The following is a 23,099-nucleotide window of genomic DNA, read 5'->3' as shown; positions in this document are numbered from 1 at the left end:
CCGCGAGGGGCGGGGCGCCGTGGCTGAGATAGAGGGCGGGCATGCGCTCCGGTGCGGCGGTGGACATGACGGTCACTCCCCAGGTTCGGACTGTGTGCTCGACTGGATGCTTGAACTCTCAAACTTCCTTCATCGGAGCTTACGCCCCGTTTGTTTAACCTTCAAGGAGAGCTCTCGTACAGTGGAGTGCATGAACACGGCACCCGCACCCGCTGACGAAACGGCACCCTCCGACGAACCCCGCTGGCTCACCGCCGAGGAGCAGCGCGTCTGGCGTTTCTACATGCACGCCAGCACCCTCCTGGAGGACCATCTGGACCGCCAGCTCCAGCGCGACGCGGGCATGCCGCACATCTACTACGGCCTTCTCGTGCAGCTCGCCGAGGCCCCGCGCCGCCGGCTGCGGATGACCGAGCTGGCCATGAACGCGAAGATCACCCGTTCCCGTCTCTCGCACGCGATCGCGCGCCTGGAGAAGAACGGCTGGGTGCGCCGCGAGGACTGCCCCTCCGACAAGCGCGGCCAGTTCGCGGTGCTGACCGACGAGGGCTACGGCGTGCTCCGCCGGACCGCTCCGGGCCATGTGACCGCCGTACGGCAGGCGTTGTTCGAGCGGCTGACGCCGGAACAGCAGAAGTCCCTCGGCGAGATCATGGAGATCGTCGCCGAGGGACTTCAGCCGAACGAAGCGGGCGCGGACCTGCCCTGGCTCCGCTGAGCCGCTCAACTCAGGCGAGAACCAGGGCAGTTCCTGGGAGTCGTGCCTACGGGGCGTCCCCTTCCCCGTAGGCACGGATGGTGCGAAGGGGGTACGACCGGCCGGACGTCGTCAGTGGGCGACGACCGGGATCTTGAACTCGTCATCGACGTCGTCACCGGAGGCGACCGGGTCGGAACCCTGCGTGCCGGCGTTGACGAGGACCCCGACGATCACCGCGGCCGCGACCAGCATGCCGACCGCGAACCAGATGGCGTTGGTGTAGCCGTGCACCTGGCCCTGCAGGGCGACCAGCTGCTGCTGGGTCTTGGAGGTACCGGCCGAGGCGATGTGGTCCTTGATGTACGCGGTCGTCGCGGACGCGGCGATCGTGTTCAGCAGGGCCGTACCGATGGCGCCGCCCACCTGCTGCGAGGTGTTGACCATCGCGGAGGCGACACCCGCGTCCCGGGGCTCGACGCCCAGGGTGGCCAGGGACATGGCCGGCATGAACGCCGTACCCATGCCGAGACCGAGCAGCATCATCGCGGGCAGGATGATCGAGGCGTACGACGAGCCGATCTCCAGCTGCGTCATCAGGAGCATGCCGACCGCGGCGACCAGGAAGCCGGGGCCCATGAGCAGGCGGGCCGGCAGGCGGGTCATCAGGCGGGTGCCGATCTGGGTCGAGCCGACCATCATGCCGACGATCATCGGCATGAAGGCGAAGCCGGTCTTGATGGGCGAGAAGCCCTTCACGACCTGGAGGTAGTAGGTGAGGAACAGGAAGGTGCCGAACATCGCGATGATCGCGATACCGAGCGAGAGGTAGATACCGCCGCGGTTGCGGTCGGTGATCACGCGCAGCGGCAGCAGCGGGGCCTTGACCCTGGACTCGACGATGACGAACGAGGCCAGCAGGACCGCGGAAGCGATGAAGAGCCCGATGGTGGAGGAGTCGCCCCAGCCGTCGGTCTCGGCGCGGGTGAAGCCGTAGACGAGCGAGACCAGGCCGAGGGTGGAGAGCAGGACACCCGGGATGTCGAGCGGGTTGCGGTTGCGGCCGCCCTCCGGCTCGCGGATGACGAAGTACGCGCCGAGCGCGGCGACGATCGCGAACGGGATGTTCACGAAGAACGTCCAGCGCCAGTCCAGGTACTCGGTCAGCACACCGCCGAGGATGAAGCCGACGGCGCCGCCGCCACCGGCGATCGCGCCGTAGATGCCGAACGCCTTGGCGCGTTCCTTGGCGTCCGTGAACATCACGGCGAGCAGGGAGAGCGCGGCGGGCGCGAGCAGGGCACCGAACGCGCCCTGGAGGGCACGGGCGCCGAACATCATGGCGCCGGTGGTGGCGATTCCGCCGAGCGCGGACGCGGCGGCGAAGCCGGTCAGGCCGACGACGAAGGCGCGCTTGCGGCCCCACAGGTCGGCTATGCGGCCGCCGAAGAGGAGGAGTCCGCCGAAGGCGAGGGCGTAGGCCGTGACGACCCACTGCCGGTTGCCGTCGGAGATGCCCAGGTCGGTCTGGGCGGACGGGAGGGCGATGTTCACGATGGTCGCGTCGAGCACGACCATCAGCTGGGCGAGCGCGATGAACGCGAGCGCCTTCCAGCGGTTGGAATGGGCTTCGTGCTCGGCGGCCTCGGAGGCCTTGTCGAGAGCGCCTGGGGCGCTTCGAGCTGTTTCAGACATGGTGGTACCCACTTCGGGACTTCGTGACGGAAAAATACGGAAGAAGGACGTAGAGGGACGTGATCGGGGACGGCTCGTCTACATCGACGAGAGCCGGAAATTTGTCTGTTGAGACTGGCGTGACGCTCTGAACTGATCGGTCAGGGCTGCCGGAGATCCTCCATCGTCGCGGCGGTGCCGGGCAGGACCGAGCGGGCCGGGGCCCGCAGTCCGTCCAGGAACAGCTGCAGGTGTCGGTGTACGAAGCGGTCGGCGCTGAGGCAACCGGTGCCGGCCGGCGGCCGGCTGAGCTGGGCCACGGCGACCATCAGGTCGCCGACTCCCACGTCGGGCCGGAGCTGCCCGGCCCTCCTGGCCCGTTCCATGACCTCGTCGATGAGTTCCTCGACCCGCTCTCGCGCGGCTTCCAGGTCCGGATGGAACTGGTTGAAGGTGCCGGAGATCATCGGGCACAGCGCGCTGATCCGCTCGTCCGCGGAGACGTGCACGAAGCGCTCCAGAGCGGCGAAGGCGTCGCCGGTCTCGTTGAGCGCCTGCTCTGCGGCCTCCGCCGTACGGTCCATGACCGAGACCACGACCTCGCGAACGAGGGCGTCACGGTCCGGGAAGTTGCGGTAAAGCGTGGCGTTGCCGACGCCGGCCCGGCGGGCGATCTCGTCGAGCGGCACATCGGGGCCGAACTCGACGAACATCTCGCGGGCGGCGGTGACGATCCGCTCCCGGTTGCGCAAAGCGTCGGCACGGGGCCGGGTCACCTTTCGCTGTACGGGGGTCGCGGTCGTCACGGCGTGCTCCTGAAGGTCTTGGACTGCTGAGGCGATCCGGGGAAGCACTCCCCGTTTCGCTCGGACACATGGCTAAACGGGGAGACGCTCCCCGGTTATTTCCACCTCCACGATTGTTCTGATGTGACCTGAGTCACATTCGCCGGGATTCCGGTTTGGATCTTCGCCCGGCGCCCCCGCGAGGCTCCCCGTTCGGCCCCCTACCAGCGAGAAACACACGGTCGGTCTCCTCCAGCGCGCGCCCTGGCAGCACACGACACAGGGTGATCGAAAGGGTGCAGCCGGAGACCGGCGGCTGCCGTTGGCGCGAAGGGTCCCTGCATGCAGCCCAGCCGTCGGATACGCCCGCGCCGCGTGGCCGCCCTCGCGTCCGTGACCGTCCTGACCCTCGCGGTCAGCACCTCGGCCGGTACCGGACACCTCACCCCGGGCGCCACGACGGCGGCGGGCCCGGTCGCGCTCGCCCGCACCTCCGCACTCGGCTCCTGCATGATCAACGGCCCCCTCGACACCGAGATGTCCGAGGGCATCCCCACCCCGGGCGGCTACTCCCGCTCCACCGGCACGGTCCACGCCCTGACCCTGATGGTCGACTTCTCCGACGCCCCCGGCGAGGGCAGCGCCCTGGACCGGTACCGCGAGTTCTTCCCCAAGACCCAGGAGTGGTTCGCCACCAGCTCCTACGGCCGCCTCGACTACCGCCCCGAGACCCCGGTCACCCACTGGCTCCGCATGCCCAAGTCCTTCAAGTCCTACGGCATAGAGCGCGGCGCGCCCTTCGACCCCGGGTACCGGCAGCTCGTCCAGGACATCGTGGCCGCCGCCGACCCGACCGTGGACTTCCGCCAGTACGACCTCCTGAACGTCCTGGTCACCCCGAACGCGGGCCCCTCGGCCCTGGACACGGTCCTGTCGGTGACGTTCGCGGGCAACACGGAGGCCCCGGTCGCGGACGGCGTCCCGGTCTCCAACGCGTCCTTCGTCTACTCCCGCCAGGACGACGGCTCCGGCTCATACTCCCAGACCGGCTACCGCGTCCTCCCCCACGAGAACGGCCACGTCTTCGGCCTGCCCGACCTCTACACCCAGGCGGGCGGGGGCGCGGTCGGCCACTGGGACATCATGAGCGAGGACTGGGGCGCCAACAACGACCTCCTCGGCTGGCACAAGTGGAAGCTCGGCTGGCTGGACCCGTCACAGGTCAACTGCGCGATGACCAGGGGGACTTCGGAGTACACCCTGACCCCGCTGGAAAGCCCGGGCACCGCCGGCACCCGGCTGGTCTTCGTCCCGCTCACCCGACGCACGGGCTACGCCCTGGAGCTGCGCACCCGCGAGGGCAACGACGAGGCGGTGTGCCGGCCGGGCGTCCTCATCTACAAGGTCGAAGCGGACGTGGACACGGGCATGGGCCCGGTGAAGGTGTACGACGCACACCGGGACAGCGGGGGCTGCACCCGGAGCCCCAATGTGCAGGCCGAGCTGTCGGACGCGCCGTTCACGGCGGGCGAGAGCTTCAACGACCCGACGAGGGGGATCCGGATCGCGGTGACGGGGGCGGACGCGGCGGGGAACTACCGGGTGACGGTGACTCGGACGCGGTAGGGGGCGCCTGCCGGGGCGGACGCCCCCCTGGCGGCTCACTCAGGACGAGCTGACCGGTACCTCACCCGTCCTGTCCGCGATGCCAACTCCCAGGAGAGCGGCGTCGGTTGTGCCGAGGTAGACGAGACTCGACGAGTCGAAGACCCAGGCGTAGCCCTTCGGGGCGCCCTTGAACGTGAGGCCGACGCCCTCCCGCCCCGCGGCGTCCTTGACGTGGTCGACGACGTTCACGCCCGGGAGCTCGGCGGTGGCACGGTAGATCGCGGCGCTGAGGTCGGGGAGCAGGGTGGCCTCGTCGATGATCGCGCCGAGGTTCTCGACCACGACTTCCGTGCGGCGGGCCGCCGTTACGTTCCTGGCGTCGCCGGAGAACTTCTTCAGCAGCGCGCCGGGGTCGGTGGGCAGGGCCTGGAGCTGCCGGAAGGTCAGATATCCGGTTCCCCTCATGTCCATGGTCATCTTCTGGGAGGGGTCGGCGAGCGCCACACCCTTCCGCAGACCGTCCCGCCTGCCGTCCACGGAATCCCACTGCTCCTGCCGCACGGCACCCTTGTACGGCTTCGGCGTGAAGGTCCCCTTGTGCTTCGCGAGTTCCTCGGCACTGCTGAAGTCGACGCCCAACTCGGCCGCCGATCCTTGGGACTTGGTGTAGATGTACTGGTCGTCGCGGACCGTGACCGCCGGGCGGTCGGCCGCCGCCAGGGCGATCCGGTCCAGCAGTCGCGTGGCATTCCGACGGTCGGCGGTGGCTCCCGCGGCGGCCGTACCGTGCTTGCCGTCCCGCGCGTTGTCGACCGCCACCACGCCCAGGCCCACGACGGCGGCCAGGGCCAGCGGCGCGGCGACGAGAACGAGGCGCCGGCGGGCGGGGGACGGACGTGAGGTGGTCGTCGTGGCGGACTGCTCGTGGGTGATGTGCTGCATCAGGTGTTCCCTCAGTACGCGGTGGCGGCCCTGAGCGAGCACTGGACGGCCCGGCGCGGGCAGCAGCTCGGCCAGGTCGTGGTGGTCGGCCGGCTGATCGCGTCGTAGCGGGTTGGTGTTCATCGCTTCGTCTCCTGCGTGGACCGAGCCGCCTGATGGCGGCTATCCGGTGACTGTCCGGCCGCGGCCGGGCGTTGCGCTTCGCCGTTCCCCGTGCCGCTCCTGCCTCGGAGTTCGAGTTCGGTGAGCCTGCGCAGGCGTTTCCTCGCGCGCGAGAGCCGGGCCCGTACGGTGCCGACGGCCACGCCTAGGGCCTCGGCGGCCGTGGCGGCGTCCAGGCCCTCCCACACGCAGAGCGTGAACACCTCGCGCTCCCCGCGCCGCATCGTGCTCAACGCCCGCTGCGCGGCGGCCAGTTCCTCGGTGTCGGCCAGGCGACGGGTCACCTCGTCGGCGAAGTCCGGCACGGGGTCGGGCGGCGGAATCCTGCTGAGCGCGGCCTGGTGTCTGCGCGCCGCCCGCGCGGTGTTGCGCGTGACGTTCGTCGCGATCCCCAGCAGCCACGGGCGCAGGCTGTCGTCACCGGGAAGCACCCGCTCGCGCAGCCGCCACGCCTCCAGGAAGGTCAGCGAGACGATGTCGTCGGCCGTGCCCCAGTCGCCGGTCATCCGGACGGCGTGCCGGTGGACCACCGCGGCGTGCTCGTCGAAGAGGTGCCTGAACGCGTCCGGATCCCCGGCTCGCACACGGGCACGCAGTGAGTTCTCCACACCCTTCCCTGTCCGCCGCCGAGACCGCGCTGCGGTGACCCGCGTCACACGATGGCCATGCCTGGGATCGGGAGAGGTGTGGCGCGAGTCACTCGAACTCCCGCTGTCCTGCGGACAGTTCCAGGCATGACGCACACTCCCACGACCGCCGGTCCACCGCGCGACACGGCGGCGCCGGACCGGCGCCCCGGCGTATCACCGCCGTACGGACCCGGCCGCCCCGGCCCTCCGCCGAAGCCGCCGCTCCGGCCCGACATCCAGGGACTGCGCGGCCTCGCCGTCACGCTCGTGGTGCTGGCGCACGCCGGGGTCCCGTACGTCGCGGGCGGCTATGCCGGGGTCGACGTCTTCTTCGTGATCTCCGGGTTCCTCATCACCTCGGGCCTGCTCCGCGAGGCCGACCGCTCCGGATCGCTCTCCCTGCGGCGCTTCTACGCCCGCCGCGCCCTGCGCATCCTCCCCCTGGCGACCCTGGTGTCGCTGGCCACCATCGCCGGCTGCCGGCTCTTCGCCTCGAAGATCCGCTACGCCGAGTTCATGCACGACGCGCTGGCCGGCGCCCTGTACTTCGTGAACGTCGACCTGGCGCGGTCGGGCACCGACTATCTCCGCGAGGGAAGCTCGCCGTCGCCCTTCCAGCATCTGTGGTCACTGTCCGTGGAGGAGCAGTTCTACCTCCTGTGGCCCGTACTCCTGCTCGTCAGCTGGAAGTTGACACGGCGACGGTGGCTGCGGGCCCTCCCGCTGGGCGCGTTGTGCCTGGTGTCGTACGTCCTGGGCGTCCGGGCGACCCAAACCTCCGCATCCTGGGCGTACTTCGGCCCGCACACCCGGCTGTGGGAACTGGGCGTCGGTGCCCTACTGGCCTTCGGCACAGGGGCGTTGGAGCGCCTTCCCCGTCAACTGGCCGCCGCAGGCACCTGGTTGGGGCTGGCGGGCATCGGCGCGGCGGCGGTCCTGTACGGCGACGACACCCCGTTCCCGGGCCACTTCGCGCTGCTGCCGGTCCTCGGTGCGGCCCTGGTGATCGCGGGCGGCTGCCGTGCCCCGTCGGGGTCGATCGGGCTGCGCCCCTTGGCCCGGCTGGGCGACCTGTCGTACGGCTGGTACCTGTGGCACTGGCCGCTGCTGATGATCGGCCCCGCGGCCCTGGGCCGGGCCGCCGGGCTCCGGCTGAACCTCGCGCTGTGCGCGGCCGCCCTGGTCCTGGCCTGGGCGAGCCTGCACCTGGTGGAGAACCCGGTCCGGTTCAGCGCCGCGCTGCGCCGTAGACCGACGACGGCGGTGGCCCTGGGCCTCGGCCTGTCCGCGACCGTCGTGTCCGTCGCCCTCGTCTCGACGTCCTTCCCGCCACCGATCAGCTCCACCGTCCGCGTCCCCGGACTGGCCGAGACCCTGACGACGGCACCGGACCCGGAGTCCCGCCTGACCGCCCTCCTCGCCACCTCCACGACCGCGCTGCCGCGCAACCTGACCCCACAGCTCGCCGACATCAAGAAGAAGCGCTCGGCCGTCTACCGCGACAACTGCCACGTCGACTACACCGGCACCCGCTCCCCCGCCTGCGTCTACGGCGACCCCTCCGCGGCCAAGACCGTCGTCCTCTACGGCGACTCCCATGCCGCCCAGTGGTTCCCGGCGCTGGAGCGGCTGAGTCGCCGGTACGGCTGGAAGCTGGTGTCGCTGACCAAGTCGTCCTGCAAGACCGCCGACGTCACGACCGTCAACGGCCATGGCCCGTACACGTCGTGCGACACCTGGCGGAAGGACGCGCTGGCACGGATCGCCCGGCTGCGCCCGATGCTGGTCCTGGCCTCCTCCTCCGAGGTGGCCACCCCCCTGAAACCGATGAAGGACCCGCGGCGGGACTGGACGGCTGGCTACGCACGCGTCTACGACCGCCTGGCCCGCGCCGCTGACCACGTGGCCATCCTGCTCGACACCCCCTGGCCGAATGGCGACCCCGTCGAGTGCGCGGCGACCCATCCCCTCCGCCTGGAGAAGTGCGAGCCGGACCAGCGCGACGCGATCAAGGACCCCATCCTCCGGGAGGCCAACCGCCAGGGCGCACAGCGCGCCGGTGCCACCGTGATCGACCCCGAGCCCTGGCTGTGCCCCCGCTCGGGCCGCTGCCCCGTGGTCGTCGGCGACACGTTCGTCTACCGCGACGAGAGCCACATGGCGGAAACCTATGCCGGGGCGCTGGCTCCGGTCCTGGGCCAGGAGCTGCGGAAGCTGGGGCTCGTCGGACGGTGACCCGGGTTCAGGGGCCTCGGGCTTACCGTAGGGCTGCCGAGATCGCCGTACCGGAGAATCGATGCCCACTGACGCCGCTGACATCACGCTGGCCGACCCTGCCGCCGCCGTGCCCGCCGAGGCGGTCTCGCCGTTGATCCGGGGGGTCGCGGTGGTGCGTCAACTGACCGAGGCGGGCGGGACGTTGAGCCTCAGCGGGCTCGAACGGGCCACCGGGCTGGCCCGTTCCACGGTCGACCGGATCACCGCGACGCTCGCCCGTATGGGGTACGTCCGTCTCGACGGCCGGGACGCGGTTCTCACCCCTCGGGTCATGGAACTGGGCAACGCCTATCTCGCCGCCCTGCGTCTGCCCTCCGTCCTGGACGCCCGCGCCGACGCCCTCGCCGACGAGCTGGACGAGTCGGTGTCGCTCGCGGTCGCCGACCGGGACGGCATCCGTTTCATCCACCAGGCCACCCGCCGCCGCGCGATGTCCCTCAGCTTCCGCATCGGCGACCTGCTCCCGGCCGAACGCACCGCGCCGGGACCGCTGTTCGCGACGGAGTGGACGGACCAGGAGTGGCGGCGCTGGCGGGAGCGCCGGGCGGCGGACCCGAGGGACGAGGGCTTCCCGGCCGTTCCCGAACGGTCCTCGCCCGGGCCCGACTTCGAGCGGTGGGCCGTCCAAGTGCGCCAGGACGGCTGGGCGTTGGACGACCAGTTGATCGAACCCGGGCTGGTGGCGGTTTCCGTGCCCGTACGGGACCCGCGTACCGGCACGATCGCGTGCGTGGCGAGCGTCGTCAGCCACACGAGCCGGCACACGGCGGAGGATCTGCGGAACTCCCTTCTGCCCAGGCTGCGTTCGGCGGTACGGACGATGGAGGAGGACCTGGCGGCGGACCTGCGCGAGGCTCCGCGGGGCGAGTCCGTCGCCGCCCCCTCCGGGCTCGCGACCTGGACGGGGGCGTCCAAGCAGGAGCTCGGCCGGGAGTTCGTCGAGTCCCTCGCCCGCGGGCTGACGGTCCTGACGGCGTTCGGCGAGGGCCGCGCCGAACTGACCCTCACGGAGGTCGCCCAGGCGACGGGGCTGGCCCGGGCGACAGCCCGCAGGGCCCTGATCACATACGAGCACCTGGGCCTGGTGACCCCGTCGGGCGACCGCCGTTTCGCCCTCACACCCCGGGTCCTGTCCCTCGGCTTCCCGCCCCTCTCCCGTACGACCCTCCCCGACCTGGCGCTCCCCCACCTCACCGCCCTCGCCTCCCGCATCCACGAGTCGGCGTCCCTCGCGATCCTCGTCGGCGACGACATCCAGTACACGGCCCGGGTCGCCACGAGCCGGGTGATGAGCGTGAACATCGCGGTCGGGACGCGGCTGCCGGCGTATGCGACGGCACTGGGCCGGGTGCTGCTGGCGGACAGGCTGCCGGAGGAACGCCCGGACCTGGGCGAGCTGCGCGCGCTGACCCCTCGCACACTGACCGACCCGGTGGCGCTGGCGGCGGCCCTGGAGACGGTCCGTTCGCAGGGGTACGCCCTCGTCGACGAGGAGTTGGAGGCGGGGCTGCGTTCGATCGCCGTACCGATCCGCGACCGTACGGGCAGGGTGGTCGCCGCGCTGAACACACCGACCCACGTGGCCCGCCGTACGGTCGAGGAGGACGTCCGCGACATCCTCCCCGAGCTGACGGCCACGGCGAGCGCCATCGAGGCGGACGTGCGGGTGGCGGGCCGCTTCACGCGGGTGTCGGCGTCCTGAGCCCGGTGCCCGTCCCCGCCTCGCCCTCCCCCAGCGAACCGACTCCCCAAATCCGCTACCCTGTCCTGGACCGCCTTCCGGGGCGATCCGTCCCGCCTTCGTAGCTCAGGGGATAGAGCACGGCTCTCCTAAAGCCGGTGTCGCAGGTTCGAATCCTGCCGAGGGCACCAGATCTGACCAGCGCGTTTACCTCTCTGAGGTAGGCGCGCTGTTCGTCGTAGCCATGGCATTGACCATGAAATAGGTTCCAGAACCATGGCGAACACCAAAAGCGAGCGACGTCAGCGCGGCAGTATCCGCCCCAACGGGGCCGGCTTCCAGGTCCGGGTTCACGCCGGGCGTGACCCGCTCACGAAGAAGGACATCCACCTCCACGAGCAGGCCGACACGGAGGTCGAGGCCGAGAAGGCCCGCACGAAGCTCTACGCCCGTCTCCGGCAGTGCCAGGACCAGTGCGAAGGCCGACGCAACGGCAAGACCGACCCCAAGACGAAGCAGAAACAGCACTCTGTCTTCAACTGGCAGGACCCGCCGGACGACCCGGCACTGCGCCGGCGGGCTCCTTACGTGACGGTCGAGTACACCGACGCAGCAGCGCCCATCCGCCCCGCTTGGCGATGACGATCTGGTCGTAGCCCTTGAGGCGGGAGGACGTGGCGAGCCCACGGCGGAGGGAGTGCCCGGTGAAGCGAATGTCGATCCCGGCGCGTTCGCCGGCGCGGGTGACGACGTCGCCGATGGACTCGGGCTCCAGCCCGCTCTCCAGGACGTGTGCCGGCGATTGTGCCGGCGCCGCCAGGCAGACCCGTCGGGGTCGTCCAGGCCGGCCGCGTCCTTCCACGCCTGCCAGGCCCGGACCGAGCAGATCGAGGCCCAGGAGCCGTAGGGGACCGGGACCATGCGCGGGTGAACCTTGGACACGCGCGGGTCGGCCCGGATACCGCCCGGGGTCTCGGCGCAGTCGCGGACCCGAGCGAAGGCGAGTTCGCGCTCGCGGCCGGCGACGGCTGCCGGAGAGCCCGGGCCCGCCCCTGTGGCCGGGCCCGGTCTTCCGCGAGTGACGACTCCTCAGCCCGCGAGGGCGAGCCACCCCGCCATGAGCAGCGTCACCCCGGCCAGGACCGCGGCCGTCACCGCGGGCGGGCTCCACCGGCCGGTCCGGGTGTGCGAGGACCTGGCCAGGACAGCCGCCCCCGCCGCGAGGATCACCGGCAGCCCCGTCCAGAACACGACGATCGTGGCCGCACCGAGCACGGCCACCAACAGGGCGCGGAGACCGGTGCGTTCGGCGGGCCGTGCCGCGGCACGGCGCACGACCACTCCGAACACCACGGCGCTGCCCAGCACGGCGAACGCGACCAGCAGGGGCAGATCTCCGAGCCCGTGGTGGCTGGTCGACACGTCCCAGGTGTCGCCGTTCAGCGGTGTGCTCACGTATGTACCGACCAGCATCACGCCGAGAGCGACGGCGGCGACCGCGACGGCCGTACGCATGACGTTGCCGCTTTCCTTCGGCATCGGCATCGGCATCGGCATCGGTTTTGTGGATTCCACGGGTCCTCCTCCGGTCGGCGGCCCCTTCCGGACCACTCGGCCACCACCGTGCGCCCGCCGCCCGCGGCTCCGCTGCTGACAACGACCCCGACCCGGCCGGGTAGTTGACCCGGCGGAGCAAGGACTCCGGTCCCGGGTCACCGGGACACGTCCGCTGCCAGACTGGGGGCACGCTCCGACCGCGGTCGGGCATGGAGAGGTGTGATGGCAATGGCCGAGAACACCGCGCGACAGCGACACGACCAGGCCCTCGCCTGGGCCCCGGCCGCCCTCACCGCCCTCGCGGGAACCGGCGGCACGTTCATCGCCTACCTCCCGGACCACGGACTGCTCGCGCACGCCGGCGAGTTCGGGCGCGACACCCTGAGCATCACGCTCGCCGCCTTCAGTTGGGCCGTCGCCGGAGCCACCCTCACCACCCTGCGCCCCGGAAACGCCATCGGACGCCTGCTGACCGCCGTCAGCCTCCTGCTCGCGCTCACCGCACTGTTCCAGGCCTACGGCGCGTACGGCGCCTCGGTGGCTGACCCGGCATGGCCCGCAGCCCGCCTGGCCGCCCAGTTGTTCAGCACACTGTGGCTGCCCGCCTGGCTGCTGCCGTACAGCGTGCTGCTGGTGCTGTATCCGCAGGGCCGGCCGCAGGGACGCCGTGCGCGGGTGCTCGCGTGGACGGCGACGACCGGGCTCACGCTGGTGGTGGTCGGCGGTGTCTTCTCCCCGTCCTTCTACGACGACATGGTCGCGCACGGCGATCCGCCGCTGTCCGCCCCGGCAGCCTTGCTCTCCACGGCGTTCGGAGCGGGTTCTCTGCTCCTCGCCGCCGCGACGCTCGCCATCTGGGCCGACACGGGTGTCCGCCTGGCCCGCTCCCGGCCGCCGCAACGGCAGCAACTGGCATGGGTGGTGGCCGTCCTGCCGCCGATCGGCATCACCACGTTCTTCACCGACCGGATCGTCTCCAACACCCTCAGCATGCTGCTGCCGGTGGCCATCGGCGTCGGCGTGCTGCGCCACCGGCTGCTCGGCATCGATCTCGTCCTGCGCCGCTGGCTGGTGTATGGCACCCTGACCGCGGCCGTCGTCGCCGCCTACCTCGGCACCACCGCGCTCGCCGGCGCCACTCTCGGGCAGGGTGTCCTGCCGGGCGTGGTGGCAGCCGCGCTGGTCGCGATGGGACTTGCCCCGCTGCGGGACCGGCTGCAGCGGGCCGTGGACCGCTTCGTGTACGGCGACCGCCGCGACCCCCTGCGGGCGCTCGCCCGCGTCGGCGACCGGCTCGCGACCGGCGCCGAGGAGGCCGACGGGGGCGTGCTCACCGCGGTGCTCACCGCCACCGCGGAGGCCGTACGGGCTCCCGGCGCCGAACTCCTGGGCTCGGACGGCGAGTTGCTCGCCCGGTGCGGCGCGCGGCCGACCGGTTCCGCACCCGCCGCCGATGTCCCCCTGAAGCTGTCCGGAACGCCGGTCGGCACGCTGCGGATCGCCGACCGGACAACACAGGAGCCGTACACAGCGGCCGACTTGAAGGTGCTCCACGCCCTCGCCCCCTCGATGGCCGCCGCCGTACGGGCCGATGCCCTCGCACGGGAGCTGGCGGCGGAGCGCGACCGGGTCATCGACGCCACCCGCGCCGAGCGCGACCGCTTCCGCAGGGACCTGCACGACGGCCTCGGCCCCGCCCTCATGGGAATCGCCCTGGCGCTCCAGGTCGCCGCGGACTCCCTCGACACCGGCGACGGCGCGACGACCCGGCGCATGGTGGGGGCGGCCCGGACCGAGGCCGACGCGTCAGGCGCCGAGGTCCGGCGCATCATCCAGGACCTGCGCCCGGGAACCCTCGACCGCCTGGACCTGCTCGGTGCGTTGCGTGAACGCGCGCGGTCGTTGTCACCGGATCTGCCGATCCGGGTAACGGGCCCGGCCGGGCCGGCCCTGCTTCCCCCGGACGTGGAGACGACGGCGTACCGGATCGCGTGCGAGGCACTGACCAACGTGGTGCGGCACGCGGCGGCCACCCAGGCGCTCGTCGAACTCACCCTTACCGACGATGAGTTGACCATCCGAGTGGAGGACGACGGCCTGGGCCTGCGGCACCGCCCGGACCCGCCGCGGGCCGGCACCGGAGTGGGCCTCGACAGCATGAGGGCCCGTGTCGCGTCGCACGGCGGGACACTCGTCGTGGACTCGCCCGGCCGCCTCGGCGGAACCGCGGTCACCGCACGCATTCCCCTCAAGGAGCGGTCATGACACCCGAGCGGCCACCGATCCGCGTGGTCGTCGCCGACGACCACCCCATGTACCGGCTCGGACTGCGGGCCGCCCTCGACAGCGACCCCGGCGTCCAGGTCCTCGCCGAGGCGGCGGACGGAGCGGAGCTCCTCGACGCCGTACGGCTGCACACTCCCGACGTCGTGATCACCGACCTGTCCATGCCGGGCACCGACGGCATCCACGCCATCCGGGCCATACGGCAGCACAGTCCGGGCACCGGCGTGCTGGCCCTCACCATGCACGACGGCGACGACAGCGTCTTCGCGGCCCTGCGCGCGGGGGCGAGCGGCTACCTGGTCAAAGGAGCCGACCGGGGGGAGATCGTCGCCGCCGTGGTCCAGGTCGCCGCGGGCGGCGCCGCCTACGGAGGGGCCGTGGCGCGCCGTATCGCTGAGTTCTTCACCTCCCGCAACGCGGCCGACTGCGCGACGCGGGCGTTCCCCCTCCTCACCGACCGCGAACGCGACGTCCTGGACCTGCTGGCGGCCGGCTGCGGCAACCATGAGATCGCCCGCCGCCTGAGCCTCTCGGACAAGACGGTCCGCAACCACGTCTCGGCGATCCTGCTGAAGCTCCAGGTACACGACAGGACCGCCGCCGCGCTCCGCGCCCGCGAGGCCGGCCTGGGCCGCGACGAGTGAACGACCCGCTCCACGCACTGCCGTGGCACGCATGGCCCCTGCCTCGACGAGGGACTCCTACGACGACCTGGCCGACATGGCCCCCGACTGCCACCTGATCTTCCTGGACGACAACGCGAGGTTGTGAGACCCAGCTCGCGGCGCAGGACACCGAGCGTGCACCCGTCCTCTACGGGCCGCGAACGCGGCGTGGGCGAGCATGACCGGCAAGGTGGAGGACCCTCAACATGCTGTGCGGCCCGGCGTCCGCGTGATCAAGATCTGACACAGCGCGAAACCGACTGACGCGGCCTCCGGCTTCCTACCGCGCAGAGCAGCTCTGTCCATTCATCTGGACGCCCACATTTCAGAGTCGTCCTCGCCGTCTGTCAGTCGTAGAGCAGAGCCGCCGAGGGGGTGGTGGCAGTGCGCAGGCCGGGTGTGGTGTAGGCGAGGTTGAGGACGACGCGTCGGACGCCGGGTTGTCGCAGGGGGGTGACGCGGTGCGCTGTGGTGTCACTGCGCAGCAGGTAGGCGTCGCCGGGCGTGTGATGGGCCTTGCGTGCGAGGGGGGTGTCCAGCTGGTGGAGGCCGACGGCGCGGGGGACGTACTCCAGCAGCCCTCCGTCGGCGGGTGATGCGGGGGCCTCGGTGAACAGGACCAGGGCGAGCGGATAGTCGTCCACGTGTGCTCCGTGGGTGTCGCTCTCCTGGTGCAGGATGTTGAGTACGAAGCGTTCGGTGAGGGCGGGGGCGGGCACGGCCTCCAGACCTGAGACGTGACGTAGCAGGGCGAGCAGCGTCCGGTCGACTGCCAGCCGCGGAATCAGGGCGGACTCGGCGGCGATGGCCTGTCCGCCGAGCGTGGTCATGCGCCGCGGGGAGCCGTCCATGCAGGTCATCGCGAAGTCCCTCCGTTTCGCGATCTTTTCGAGCCGCCGCAGCTCTGCCCTGAGCTCCGTCAGGTCCTGCCCGGCGAGGAGTCCGGGCAGTTTCACGTAGCCACAGCGCGAGAACCAGTCGCGTAAGTCATCGGTGTGAGCGGGCCAAGCGGGCATCGGCGACATCCCTTCCATTCCGGTCCTTCCGGTCCTTCCGGCCTGTTCCGGAAGCCGGGTTGACGGTAGCCGCCGAGGCCGGAGGGCGGAAGACGGCCTGAGCAGGGACGATGCCGGGAGGTCGGGTACGCGGGAGTGGCCCGGCCGTGTCCTGCCGGTTGTCGCACTCCGGGCCGGTGCGCCCGATACCGGAGAGTCCTGGCGGAGCCGGAGTGATGCGTGGCCGGAGTGATGCGTGGCACCGCCCTCGGTCGCGCCGGGATCTCCGACACCGCACGCGGTGGTCTACGGCCACATGAACGAGAGGCGCCCCAGGGTGCGCACGTGGGAAGGCCGGCCGCGCGTGTTCAGGAGGTACCGGTGTCTGCCGGGGCCACTCACACCGGTCCGGAGCTGTACCACCCGAACGTGTGAGATCACCGCCGAGCCGATCACCTGCCACGGCCCCGGAGCGGCCCAGCGGAAACACACCCCCGCATCCCCCGAACCCAGCGGGAGCGTTGGCATCGGCTCCGGAGATCCTCTCCGACCTGCGGTTTCATCATGAGCCGCACGGCCCTCCGGGGCAGCTCCACAGGGCCTGAACGCGCCGGAGGCACATGCCTGGCGCGTCAAGGGAGCGTCTCCGGCCGCCCTGTTGATATCCAGTCGAATACACCCTGCCGAGGTTCCCTCAGGCCGCCAACGGTCATCCTCCGTAACGGATCAACTACGAACCGCAACAGCACGGTTGCGGGAACCCGAGGAGAAGCACATGGCAGTCTCGACCACACCCGGCACGAACTGGGGAACCTGGATCAACCTGGAAGGCGACATCTACGCCGAACCGGCGCCGGTCCTCAACGCGGACAACCGGGTGCAGGTCTTCGTGCGGGGCGGCAGCGACACCCTGTGGAGCCGCTGGGAACAGCGGGACCGCGCGTGGTCGGCGTGGGCCCAGCACCAGGGATCGCGGATCGCCGGCACCCCGCACGCCATCCGCGGCAAGGACGGCAAGATCCGGGTGTTCTACCGCACCCCCGGCAACGCCATCGAGGTCATCACCCAGAACGCCGTCAACGGCGGCTTCGCCGCGCCGCAGAGCATCGTGACCTCCGTCGGCGGCGACCCGGTCTCCGTGCTCAACGCGGACGGCCGCATCCAGGTGTTCTTCCAGGGCAGCGACGGGGCCCTGTGGTACGTCCGCAACCAGGACCTCAAGTACGAGACGTACGGCAAGCCCACGTCGCTGGGCGGCGGCATCTACGCCTCCCCGTCACCGGTCCTGGACGCGACCGGACGCGTGGTGGTGGCGGTCAAGGGCGGGAGCGACACCCTGTACACCATCCAGCAGCAGGCCCCCAACTCCGCCGACTCGTGGGAGGCGTGGCAGTCCAACACCACCGGGGTGACCAGCAAACCCACGGCACTGTTGGACGCCGCCGGTCGCGTGCAGATCTTCTACCGGGGCAGTGACCAGGCCGCCTGGTGGGTCGGGCAGACCGGCGACTACGAGAACTTCAACCCCTCGGTGAAGATCAACAGCGGCATCATCGACCGCCCGACCGCCGCGCTCGGCCAGGACGGACGCGTCAACGTACTGGTCAAGGGCAACGACGCCGCCCTGTGGGTGGACGTGGAGAACCAGGAGAACGACAGCGCCTACGGCACCTTCCAGTCACTGGCCGGAGTCATCGGCACGGTCCACGTCAGCCCGGTCATCGCCAACAGCGAGGGCCTGCTCTACGTGTTCACCCAGGGCTCGGGCACCGCCAAGGACCTGTGGCTCCAGCGCCAGACCTGGGCGTAGGCACACACCGGCTGTGGTGCCGGTCCTCCGGAGGACCGGCACCACAGCCGCACTACCGCGCTTGCAGAGTCGTACGAAGCTGACGCCCGTCGGGAGGACCAAGAGGCAGAGCGACGGCATCAGGGACTGGAGTAGGCCGGTCTGGGGTGTGGATGACGAGGACTCCGTCTGGGTGGGCGCGATCGATCTGATCCTTCTCAACACCGGGAACGCGTACGACGCGCTCGCCTGTCTTTGCGGGGTGCGCAATTCCTACGGGTTCCGGCCGTTGACCGAGGGGCGGGGGCTGCCGGTGGACGCGTCCGGCGAGGTGCGGGCCGCCTTCGTCGGGTACGGCGGGCCCGCCCGTGTCCACAGCACCACCTGGATCACCGGGGACGAGTTGGCCGGCGCCGACTGGGACGAGACCGGCCGTTCCGGCGCGCGCAGCCGCCGCGCGGTGGCCGGAGACACATCCTGCTGGGGCCCACGTGGGAGGTGATACGGACGCTGGGCGGACTGCACGGCGCGGAGAACGTGCGGCTCGTCGTCTGGTTCGGCTGACCGTGACGTGTCGGGCAAGCGTCTGCTAGGGAACCCTCGCCGTATCCACGGCCTCCGCCGCCCCCTCGGCTTCCGCGAGGGCCCGGTTCCTGCGGACCGAGGACCAGAAGGACCAGCCGATCAGGATGACGCCGACCAGGCCGGTGATGACCTCGTTGATCTGGTACTGGATGGTGACCATGAGGATCACGGCCAGGGCGCCGATCGCGTAGTGCGCGCCGTGCTCCAGGTAGACGTAGTCGTCCAGGGTGCCCTGGCGGACCAGGTACACCGTCAGGGAACGGACGTACATCGCGCCGATGCCCAGGCCGAGGGCCATGAGCACGATGTCGTTGGTGATGGCGAACGCGCCGATCACGCCGTCGAAGGAGAAGGAGGCGTCCAGGACTTCCAGGTACAGGAACATGAAGAAGGCTGCCTGGCCGGCGAGGACGACCGCGGAGCGCTCGCTCTCCCGTTCCCGTTCCTCCTCCGCCTCCAACCGGTCCTCGAAGAAGCCCGAGAGGCCGCCGACGATCATGTAGGTGATCAGGCCGGAGATGCCCGAGATCAGGACTGTCTGGGCCTTGTCCGCGTGGGCGCCGCCGTGCTGGTGGGCGTGGGTCGCGAAGGTCATCGACGTGATCAGGAGGACGATCAGGGCGATGCAGACCGACAGCATGTCGACCTTGCCGAGCTTGGCCAGCGGGCGTTCCAGCCAGCCCAGCCACTTGATGTCGCGGTCCTCGAAGATGAAGTCCAGGAAGATCATCAGCAGGAACATGCCGCCGAAGGCCGCGATCGCCGGGTGGGCGTCGGTGACCAGCTGTTCGTAGCGGTCCTTGTCGGTCAGGGCGAGGTTGACCGCGTCGTACGGATTGAGCTTCGCGGTGACCGCGACGATCACGACCGGGAACGCCAGCCGCATGCCGAAGACCGCGATCAGGACACCGACCGTGAGGAAGATCTTCTGCCAGAAGGCCGACATCTTCTTCAGGATCCCGGCGTTGACCACCGCGTTGTCGAAGGACAGCGAGATCTCCAGGACGGCCAGGATCGCGATGACGCCGAACGCCGTCCACCCGCCGTACCAGACTCCTGCGGCCAGGCCGAGCGCGGTGACCGCGAACGACCAGCGGAAGGTCTTCAGAAGCACGGGTTGCCCCTTCCTGTTGTCGCGCGGTCGCCCGCGGGCCGGGCACAACAGCCCTGACCATCATCGGCGTTGTCTACCACGACCGCCTGTCGTACAGGTGACGGGGCCGGCCCGGAGAGCGCGGAAGGGGCCCCGACCTTCAGGTCCAGGGCCCCTCGCCGATGGATCGTGCAGCATCGTCACTTCTTCAGCGGCACCTTGCCCGTCGTGCGCAGCGTGCCCACCGTCTTGAGGAGGCGGTCCGCCGGGTCGCGCAGGGACGGGTGGGCCAGGACCGTGTTGCGCAGGCCGCGGACCGGGCGGCGCCACAGGCGGTGGGCCGCCGCTACCGGGTGGGGGCGGGTGGCGAAGCCCTCGCCGACCCGCAGCTCGCGGGTCTTGAGCCAGTCCTTCCACTCCTTGTCGCCGCGCCCCAGGTCCATGAGGCGCACGCCGTGCCGGCCCGCCTCCTCGGCCATCCTGAGGTGCATGATCAACCCCGGTGAGTAGTACCGGAGTTCGGGGTCGTACGCCGTGAACCAGGCGGCGAACAGCGTGCGGGACGTCGGGCCGAAGTGGGCGGCCACGGGGCGGTCACCGGCGTAGAGGACGGACAGGATGCCGGTGAAGTGTTCCTCGCGGACGCGGAACAAGTGGTCCACCAGGTCCACGATCCACTGGCGCGCGAAGCGGTCCATGCGGCCGGTCCTGCGGTACTGGGCCGACTTCCAGCGCATCAGCGTGTGCAGCACCTCGGGGTCGCGGTCGTCGTACACGAAGCGCATCTCGCCGAGGTCGCGGCCGAGGCGGCGTTCCTTCTTCAGCGTCGTCTTGGCGATGCCCGGGTACGCGCCGCGCAGCCACTCGGGGTAGGGGACCTCGCCGTCGCCGTCCTTCAGGTCGATCACCGGGGACGCGAAGGTGCCGGTGACGTGGCGGCCGAACGGCTGTTGTTCCTCGACGAGATGGTCGAACTCGAAGACCGACAGGCCGCAGGCCCGCAGGAGTTGCTGGACGTCCCAGGTGACACCGGGCCGGTGCACCAGGGCCTGGCAGTCGGAGAGGCCCAGGCCGATGGCCCGGCCGACGCCGACGGGGTTGCGCTCGTACGGGAAGAAGCCGACCGGCTCCCCGTCCTCGTGCAGAACCGCCACCTGCGCGCCGCCGCGGTGGCGGCCGACGCCGTCCGCGAACTCCGGTGCCAGGAAAGGGTTCGCGTAGTCCGGCGACTCGTCCATCGCCTTGTGCCAGGCCTGGCGGAGCGTCGTACCGAGCTCCTCCGGTCTGTGGATCGTGATGTCCGCCTTGCCGGCGGATCGCATGGATCGCATGGGCGACCGTCCCCCCACATTTCCCCCACGACGCGTCGTCCGCGTCCTGCCTACGTATCCCAAGGTACGACGAGACACGAACAGTTCGGCAGGGCCCAAACGTCGCGAAACAGTACGGACGCTGTCAAGGATGCCTGTGGTCACGGAAAAGCACGGATCACCCTTCCCCCTTACGCCGTTCGCACCTCCGGGACCTCGCCCCGTACCTGTCGGCCGAGCGCCGCCAGAGCCAGAGTCACCGCTACCGATGCCACTGCCACCAGGGTCATCGCCGTTGCCGGTGAGGTGAGTTGGGCGACCGTGCCCGCGACGGCCGCGCCCAGGCCCTGCATGGTGAGCATGCCCGCGGAGCGCAGACCCAGGGCGTGGCCCGCGAGTTCGTCGGGGGTGAGTTCCATCAGGCGTTCCTGGAGGACGAGGCTCGCGCCGTAGCCGATGGAGGCCACGCAGACCGCCATGGCGGCCCAGGGCATGCCCGGGCGGAGGGCGAAGAACAGGTACGGCGTGGCCAGGAGGAGGCGGAGGGGGATGTCCAGGCGCGTGCGCAGGGTGCGCGGGACGAAGCGGCCCAGGGTCAGGTCGCCGACGAACATGCCCAGGGCCGCGCTCGCGAACAGCGCGCCCGCGGACCCGGAGTCGTAGGAGACGTAGAGGGATTCGCAGCCGACGATCAGGCCATTGGGGACCCACATGCCGAGGTAGGTGAGGCGGCGGGGGCGGGAGGACCACAGGAGGGCGTTCGTGCGCCAGGTCGCGGCCACCGACGGGCGGCCCGCCGCGCGGGGTGGGCGGGCGGTCAGGCCGAGTCGGATGACCAGGGCCGTCGTCGCGTACAGCGCCGCCGACATGAGGAGACAGGCCCTTGGGGAGAGCAGGGCCAGCAGGGCCCCGCCTGCCGCGAAGCCTGTCACCTGCATCAGGCCCGAGGCCATGTTGAAGACCGAACGGCCCAGCAGGTAGCCGTCCTTGGGCAGGATCTCGTTCAGCAGGCCGCCGCTCACCCCGCCGCCCAGGGAGGCGATCAGGCCCTGGAGGAACACGATGCCGAAGATCGCGCCGATCGGCAGACCGGGCAGTGCCAGCAGGGCCGTACAGACGGCGAAGGCGGTGTTGATGCCGGTCAGGGTGACCCGCGGGGGCAGGCGGTCGGCGCCCGAGAGGAAGAAGGTCGCGCCGAGCATCTGGGCGAGCTGCGGGCCGAACATGCTCACGGCGGACAGTAACGGGGACTCCGTCGCCCTGTAGACGAGGGTGGCGAGCGCCAGGCCGCTGATCGTGAGGGCCGCGTTCTGGGCGGCGAAGGAGAAGAAGAACGGGGTGTACTCGGGGGTGCGGAAGAGCTCGCGGTAGCTGCGCATTCGGGGAGTCTGCGGGGGGTGTGGGTGAGGGTCCTATTCTTTCGCCCGGGCGCGAAACACAGGGGGTCCGATGGGGTTGTGGCAGCTCAACGCGGACACTCTCGCGCGGAGCCGGTTCGTGCTGTCGTCGTTCGCCGAGACCTTCGCCGCGCTGAAACTGCTGCACGCCGGGGTGGGCGCGCACCCCGGTGAACAGGTATGGCTGCGGGATCATCTGCCGGGCTATCAGGAGCTGTTGGCGGCCGATCCGGTCACCGGGGCGCTGGTGCGGGCCACGCTCGGGCGCTCCTGGATCGCCGACTTCCTCTGCCCGACGCAGACGGACCGGGAGTCGTTCGCCGAGACCGTCGCCCGGGTGCGGGAGACCCGGCCCGAGGACGCGCGGGACGACCTCCGCGTCTCGCTCGCCGGGCCGCTTCCCGCCGCCCTGGAACGCGACGATCTGCCCGAGCGGGCGGCCCGGCTCCTGGAGTACGTCTGGGAGGAGACCGTACGGCCGTACTGGGCGCGGCGACGGCGGGTGCTGGAGGCCGATGTGGTCGCCCGGACCGCGCAGGTGAGCCAGGGCGGCTGGGCGGCCGTGCTGGACACGTTGTCGCCGGGGCGGACGCGGTGGCTCGGGGAGAGCCGGCTGCAGATCAATCTGCACGCGAATCCACCGCGGGAGATCTCCGGCGCCGAACTGTTCCTCATGCCCGTCACGCCGAAGGCCGGGTGGGTGTCGTGGGAGGCGCCGGACCGGTACGCCATCGTGTATCCGTGCGCGGGCGTCCTCGCCGACCATGGCGGGCGGCCCGTGCCGGAGAGCCTGGGGGCGCTGCTGGGCCCCTCACGGGCGGCCGTGCTGATGCTGCTCGGGTCACCGATGAGCACCAGCCAGCTGACCGCCGTGACCGGGCAGGCGCTCGGCTCGGTGGGGCGGCATCTGCGGGTGCTGCTGGACGCGGGGCTGGTGGAGCGGCGGCGGGCGGGGCGGTCGGTGCTG

At 70.9% G+C, this 23,099-nt stretch carries 20 protein-coding genes and 1 tRNA gene; 12 read left to right on the top strand and 9 right to left on the bottom strand.

Features of this window, described 5'->3' with window-relative positions:
* The first annotated feature begins 190 nt into the window (after nt 1–190).
* Nucleotides 191–718, top strand: coding sequence for a MarR family winged helix-turn-helix transcriptional regulator (locus AC31A1_RS20245; RefSeq protein ID WP_489654646.1), 528 nt, complete (start codon nt 191–193; stop codon nt 716–718).
* A gap of 111 nt (nt 719–829) precedes the next feature.
* On the opposite strand, the gene AC31A1_RS20240 is transcribed toward AC31A1_RS20245, so the two are convergent.
* Complete coding sequence (locus tag AC31A1_RS20240; protein WP_489654645.1) at nt 830–2,392, bottom strand: MFS transporter; 1,563 nt, start codon at nt 2,390–2,392, stop codon at nt 830–832.
* 140 nt (nt 2,393–2,532) lie between these two features.
* On the bottom strand, nt 2,533–3,177 hold the full coding sequence (locus AC31A1_RS20235; RefSeq protein ID WP_489654644.1) for a TetR/AcrR family transcriptional regulator: 645 nt from the start codon (nt 3,175–3,177) through the stop codon (nt 2,533–2,535).
* Between the two features lie 321 nt (nt 3,178–3,498).
* Here AC31A1_RS20235 and AC31A1_RS20230 point away from each other — a divergent pair, with 321 nt between their 5' ends.
* Complete coding sequence (locus tag AC31A1_RS20230; RefSeq protein ID WP_489654643.1) at nt 3,499–4,782, top strand: M6 family metalloprotease domain-containing protein; 1,284 nt, start codon at nt 3,499–3,501, stop codon at nt 4,780–4,782.
* A 39-nt stretch (nt 4,783–4,821) separates the two neighbouring features.
* On the opposite strand, the gene AC31A1_RS20225 is transcribed toward AC31A1_RS20230, so the two are convergent.
* Nucleotides 4,822–5,829 carry a CU044_5270 family protein gene (locus AC31A1_RS20225; RefSeq protein ID WP_489654642.1) on the bottom strand — a complete coding sequence of 336 codons (1,008 nt, stop codon included), beginning with the start codon at nt 5,827–5,829 and terminating at the stop codon, nt 4,822–4,824.
* Nucleotides 5,826–6,476, bottom strand: coding sequence for an RNA polymerase sigma factor (locus AC31A1_RS20220; protein ID WP_489654641.1), 651 nt, complete (start codon nt 6,474–6,476; stop codon nt 5,826–5,828). Before AC31A1_RS20220 ends, AC31A1_RS20225 begins: the two co-directional genes overlap by 4 nt.
* A 126-nt stretch (nt 6,477–6,602) precedes the next feature.
* Here AC31A1_RS20220 and AC31A1_RS20215 point away from each other — a divergent pair, with 126 nt between their 5' ends.
* The 5 genes from AC31A1_RS20215 to AC31A1_RS20195 all read left to right on the top strand — a co-directional run bounded on the left by AC31A1_RS20215 (nt 6,603) and on the right by AC31A1_RS20195 (nt 11,362).
* Nucleotides 6,603–8,732, top strand: a complete 2,130-nt coding sequence (locus AC31A1_RS20215; RefSeq protein WP_489654640.1) for an acyltransferase family protein — start codon at nt 6,603–6,605, stop codon at nt 8,730–8,732.
* A gap of 61 nt (nt 8,733–8,793) precedes the next feature.
* Entirely contained in the window at nt 8,794–10,476 is a 1,683-nt protein-coding gene (locus tag AC31A1_RS20210) for an IclR family transcriptional regulator domain-containing protein (RefSeq protein WP_489654639.1), read from the top strand.
* A gap of 94 nt (nt 10,477–10,570) precedes the next feature.
* Nucleotides 10,571–10,646 (top strand) — tRNA-Arg (locus AC31A1_RS20205).
* A gap of 85 nt (nt 10,647–10,731) precedes the next feature.
* The gene (locus AC31A1_RS20200; protein ID WP_489654638.1) at nt 10,732–11,097 is read left to right on the top strand and encodes a hypothetical protein; all 366 of its coding nucleotides are present in this window, start codon (nt 10,732–10,734) and stop codon (nt 11,095–11,097) included.
* A gap of 55 nt (nt 11,098–11,152) precedes the next feature.
* Nucleotides 11,153–11,362 (top strand): hypothetical protein, encoded by a 210-nt coding sequence (locus AC31A1_RS20195; RefSeq protein ID WP_489654637.1) that lies wholly within the window; start codon nt 11,153–11,155, stop codon nt 11,360–11,362.
* A gap of 182 nt (nt 11,363–11,544) precedes the next feature.
* Here AC31A1_RS20195 and AC31A1_RS20190 read toward each other — a convergent pair whose 3' ends face one another.
* Nucleotides 11,545–12,030 (bottom strand): hypothetical protein, encoded by a 486-nt coding sequence (locus AC31A1_RS20190; protein WP_489654636.1) that lies wholly within the window; start codon nt 12,028–12,030, stop codon nt 11,545–11,547.
* A 210-nt stretch (nt 12,031–12,240) separates the two neighbouring features.
* Here AC31A1_RS20190 and AC31A1_RS20185 point away from each other — a divergent pair, with 210 nt between their 5' ends.
* Together AC31A1_RS20185 and AC31A1_RS20180 are read left to right on the top strand one after the other, a co-directional pair.
* Nucleotides 12,241–14,277 (top strand): sensor histidine kinase, encoded by a 2,037-nt coding sequence (locus AC31A1_RS20185; protein WP_489654635.1) that lies wholly within the window; start codon nt 12,241–12,243, stop codon nt 14,275–14,277.
* Nucleotides 14,274–14,942 carry a response regulator transcription factor gene (locus tag AC31A1_RS20180; RefSeq protein ID WP_489654634.1) on the top strand — a complete coding sequence of 223 codons (669 nt, stop codon included), beginning with the start codon at nt 14,274–14,276 and terminating at the stop codon, nt 14,940–14,942. Before AC31A1_RS20185 ends, AC31A1_RS20180 begins: the two co-directional genes overlap by 4 nt.
* 368 nt (nt 14,943–15,310) lie before the next feature.
* On the opposite strand, the gene AC31A1_RS20175 is transcribed toward AC31A1_RS20180, so the two are convergent.
* Nucleotides 15,311–15,979, bottom strand: a complete 669-nt coding sequence (locus tag AC31A1_RS20175) for a HalD/BesD family halogenase (RefSeq protein WP_489654633.1) — start codon at nt 15,977–15,979, stop codon at nt 15,311–15,313.
* A gap of 754 nt (nt 15,980–16,733) precedes the next feature.
* Here AC31A1_RS20175 and AC31A1_RS20170 point away from each other — a divergent pair.
* Entirely contained in the window at nt 16,734–17,768 is a 1,035-nt protein-coding gene (locus tag AC31A1_RS20170; protein WP_489654632.1) for a DUF8189 domain-containing protein, read from the top strand.
* A gap of 148 nt (nt 17,769–17,916) precedes the next feature.
* Entirely contained in the window at nt 17,917–18,249 is a 333-nt protein-coding gene (locus tag AC31A1_RS20165) for a hypothetical protein (RefSeq protein ID WP_489654631.1), read from the top strand.
* A gap of 87 nt (nt 18,250–18,336) precedes the next feature.
* On the opposite strand, the gene AC31A1_RS20160 is transcribed toward AC31A1_RS20165, so the two are convergent.
* From AC31A1_RS20160 to AC31A1_RS20150, 3 genes are all read right to left on the bottom strand, one after another.
* The gene (locus AC31A1_RS20160; protein ID WP_489654630.1) at nt 18,337–19,446 is read right to left on the bottom strand and encodes a DUF475 domain-containing protein; all 1,110 of its coding nucleotides are present in this window, start codon (nt 19,444–19,446) and stop codon (nt 18,337–18,339) included.
* A 179-nt stretch (nt 19,447–19,625) separates the two neighbouring features.
* Nucleotides 19,626–20,747: a GNAT family N-acetyltransferase gene (locus AC31A1_RS20155; RefSeq protein ID WP_489654647.1), complete on the bottom strand. Its 1,122-nt coding sequence runs from the start codon at nt 20,745–20,747 to the stop codon at nt 19,626–19,628.
* A gap of 179 nt (nt 20,748–20,926) precedes the next feature.
* A complete protein-coding gene (locus AC31A1_RS20150; RefSeq protein WP_489654629.1) occupies nt 20,927–22,114 on the bottom strand; it encodes an MFS transporter in 1,188 nt (395 codons plus the stop codon).
* Nucleotides 22,115–22,184: 70 nt separating this feature from the next.
* Here AC31A1_RS20150 and AC31A1_RS20145 point away from each other — a divergent pair.
* The coding region (locus AC31A1_RS20145; protein WP_489654628.1) for an ArsR/SmtB family transcription factor at nt 22,185–23,099 on the top strand (915 nt) is incomplete at its 3' end.

The sequence above is a fragment of the Streptomyces sp. P5F9 genome, assembly GCF_057961495.1.
This window is presented reverse-complemented; position numbering and strand designations above follow the sequence as displayed.

Bases quoted from the DNA above. Each gene is read 5' to 3' on its own strand.
- AC31A1_RS20245 (WP_489654646.1), top strand. From the start codon at position 191: ATGAACACGGCACCCGCACCCGCTGACGAAACGGCACCCTCCGACGAA.
- AC31A1_RS20240 (WP_489654645.1), bottom strand. From the start codon at position 2,392: ATGTCTGAAACAGCTCGAAGCGCCCCAGGCGCTCTCGACAAGGCCTCC.
- AC31A1_RS20230 (WP_489654643.1), top strand. From the start codon at position 3,499: ATGCAGCCCAGCCGTCGGATACGCCCGCGCCGCGTGGCCGCCCTCGCG.
- AC31A1_RS20225 (WP_489654642.1), bottom strand. From the start codon at position 5,829: ATGAACACCAACCCGCTACGACGCGATCAGCCGGCCGACCACCACGAC.
- AC31A1_RS20215 (WP_489654640.1), top strand. From the start codon at position 6,603: ATGACGCACACTCCCACGACCGCCGGTCCACCGCGCGACACGGCGGCG.
- AC31A1_RS20210 (WP_489654639.1), top strand. From the start codon at position 8,794: ATGCCCACTGACGCCGCTGACATCACGCTGGCCGACCCTGCCGCCGCC.
- AC31A1_RS20200 (WP_489654638.1), top strand. From the start codon at position 10,732: ATGGCGAACACCAAAAGCGAGCGACGTCAGCGCGGCAGTATCCGCCCC.
- AC31A1_RS20185 (WP_489654635.1), top strand. From the start codon at position 12,241: ATGGCCGAGAACACCGCGCGACAGCGACACGACCAGGCCCTCGCCTGG.
- AC31A1_RS20180 (WP_489654634.1), top strand. From the start codon at position 14,274: ATGACACCCGAGCGGCCACCGATCCGCGTGGTCGTCGCCGACGACCAC.
- AC31A1_RS20175 (WP_489654633.1), bottom strand. From the start codon at position 15,979: ATGCCCGCTTGGCCCGCTCACACCGATGACTTACGCGACTGGTTCTCG.
- AC31A1_RS20170 (WP_489654632.1), top strand. From the start codon at position 16,734: ATGGCAGTCTCGACCACACCCGGCACGAACTGGGGAACCTGGATCAAC.
- AC31A1_RS20155 (WP_489654647.1), bottom strand. From the start codon at position 20,747: ATGCGATCCGCCGGCAAGGCGGACATCACGATCCACAGACCGGAGGAG.
- AC31A1_RS20150 (WP_489654629.1), bottom strand. From the start codon at position 22,114: ATGCGCAGCTACCGCGAGCTCTTCCGCACCCCCGAGTACACCCCGTTC.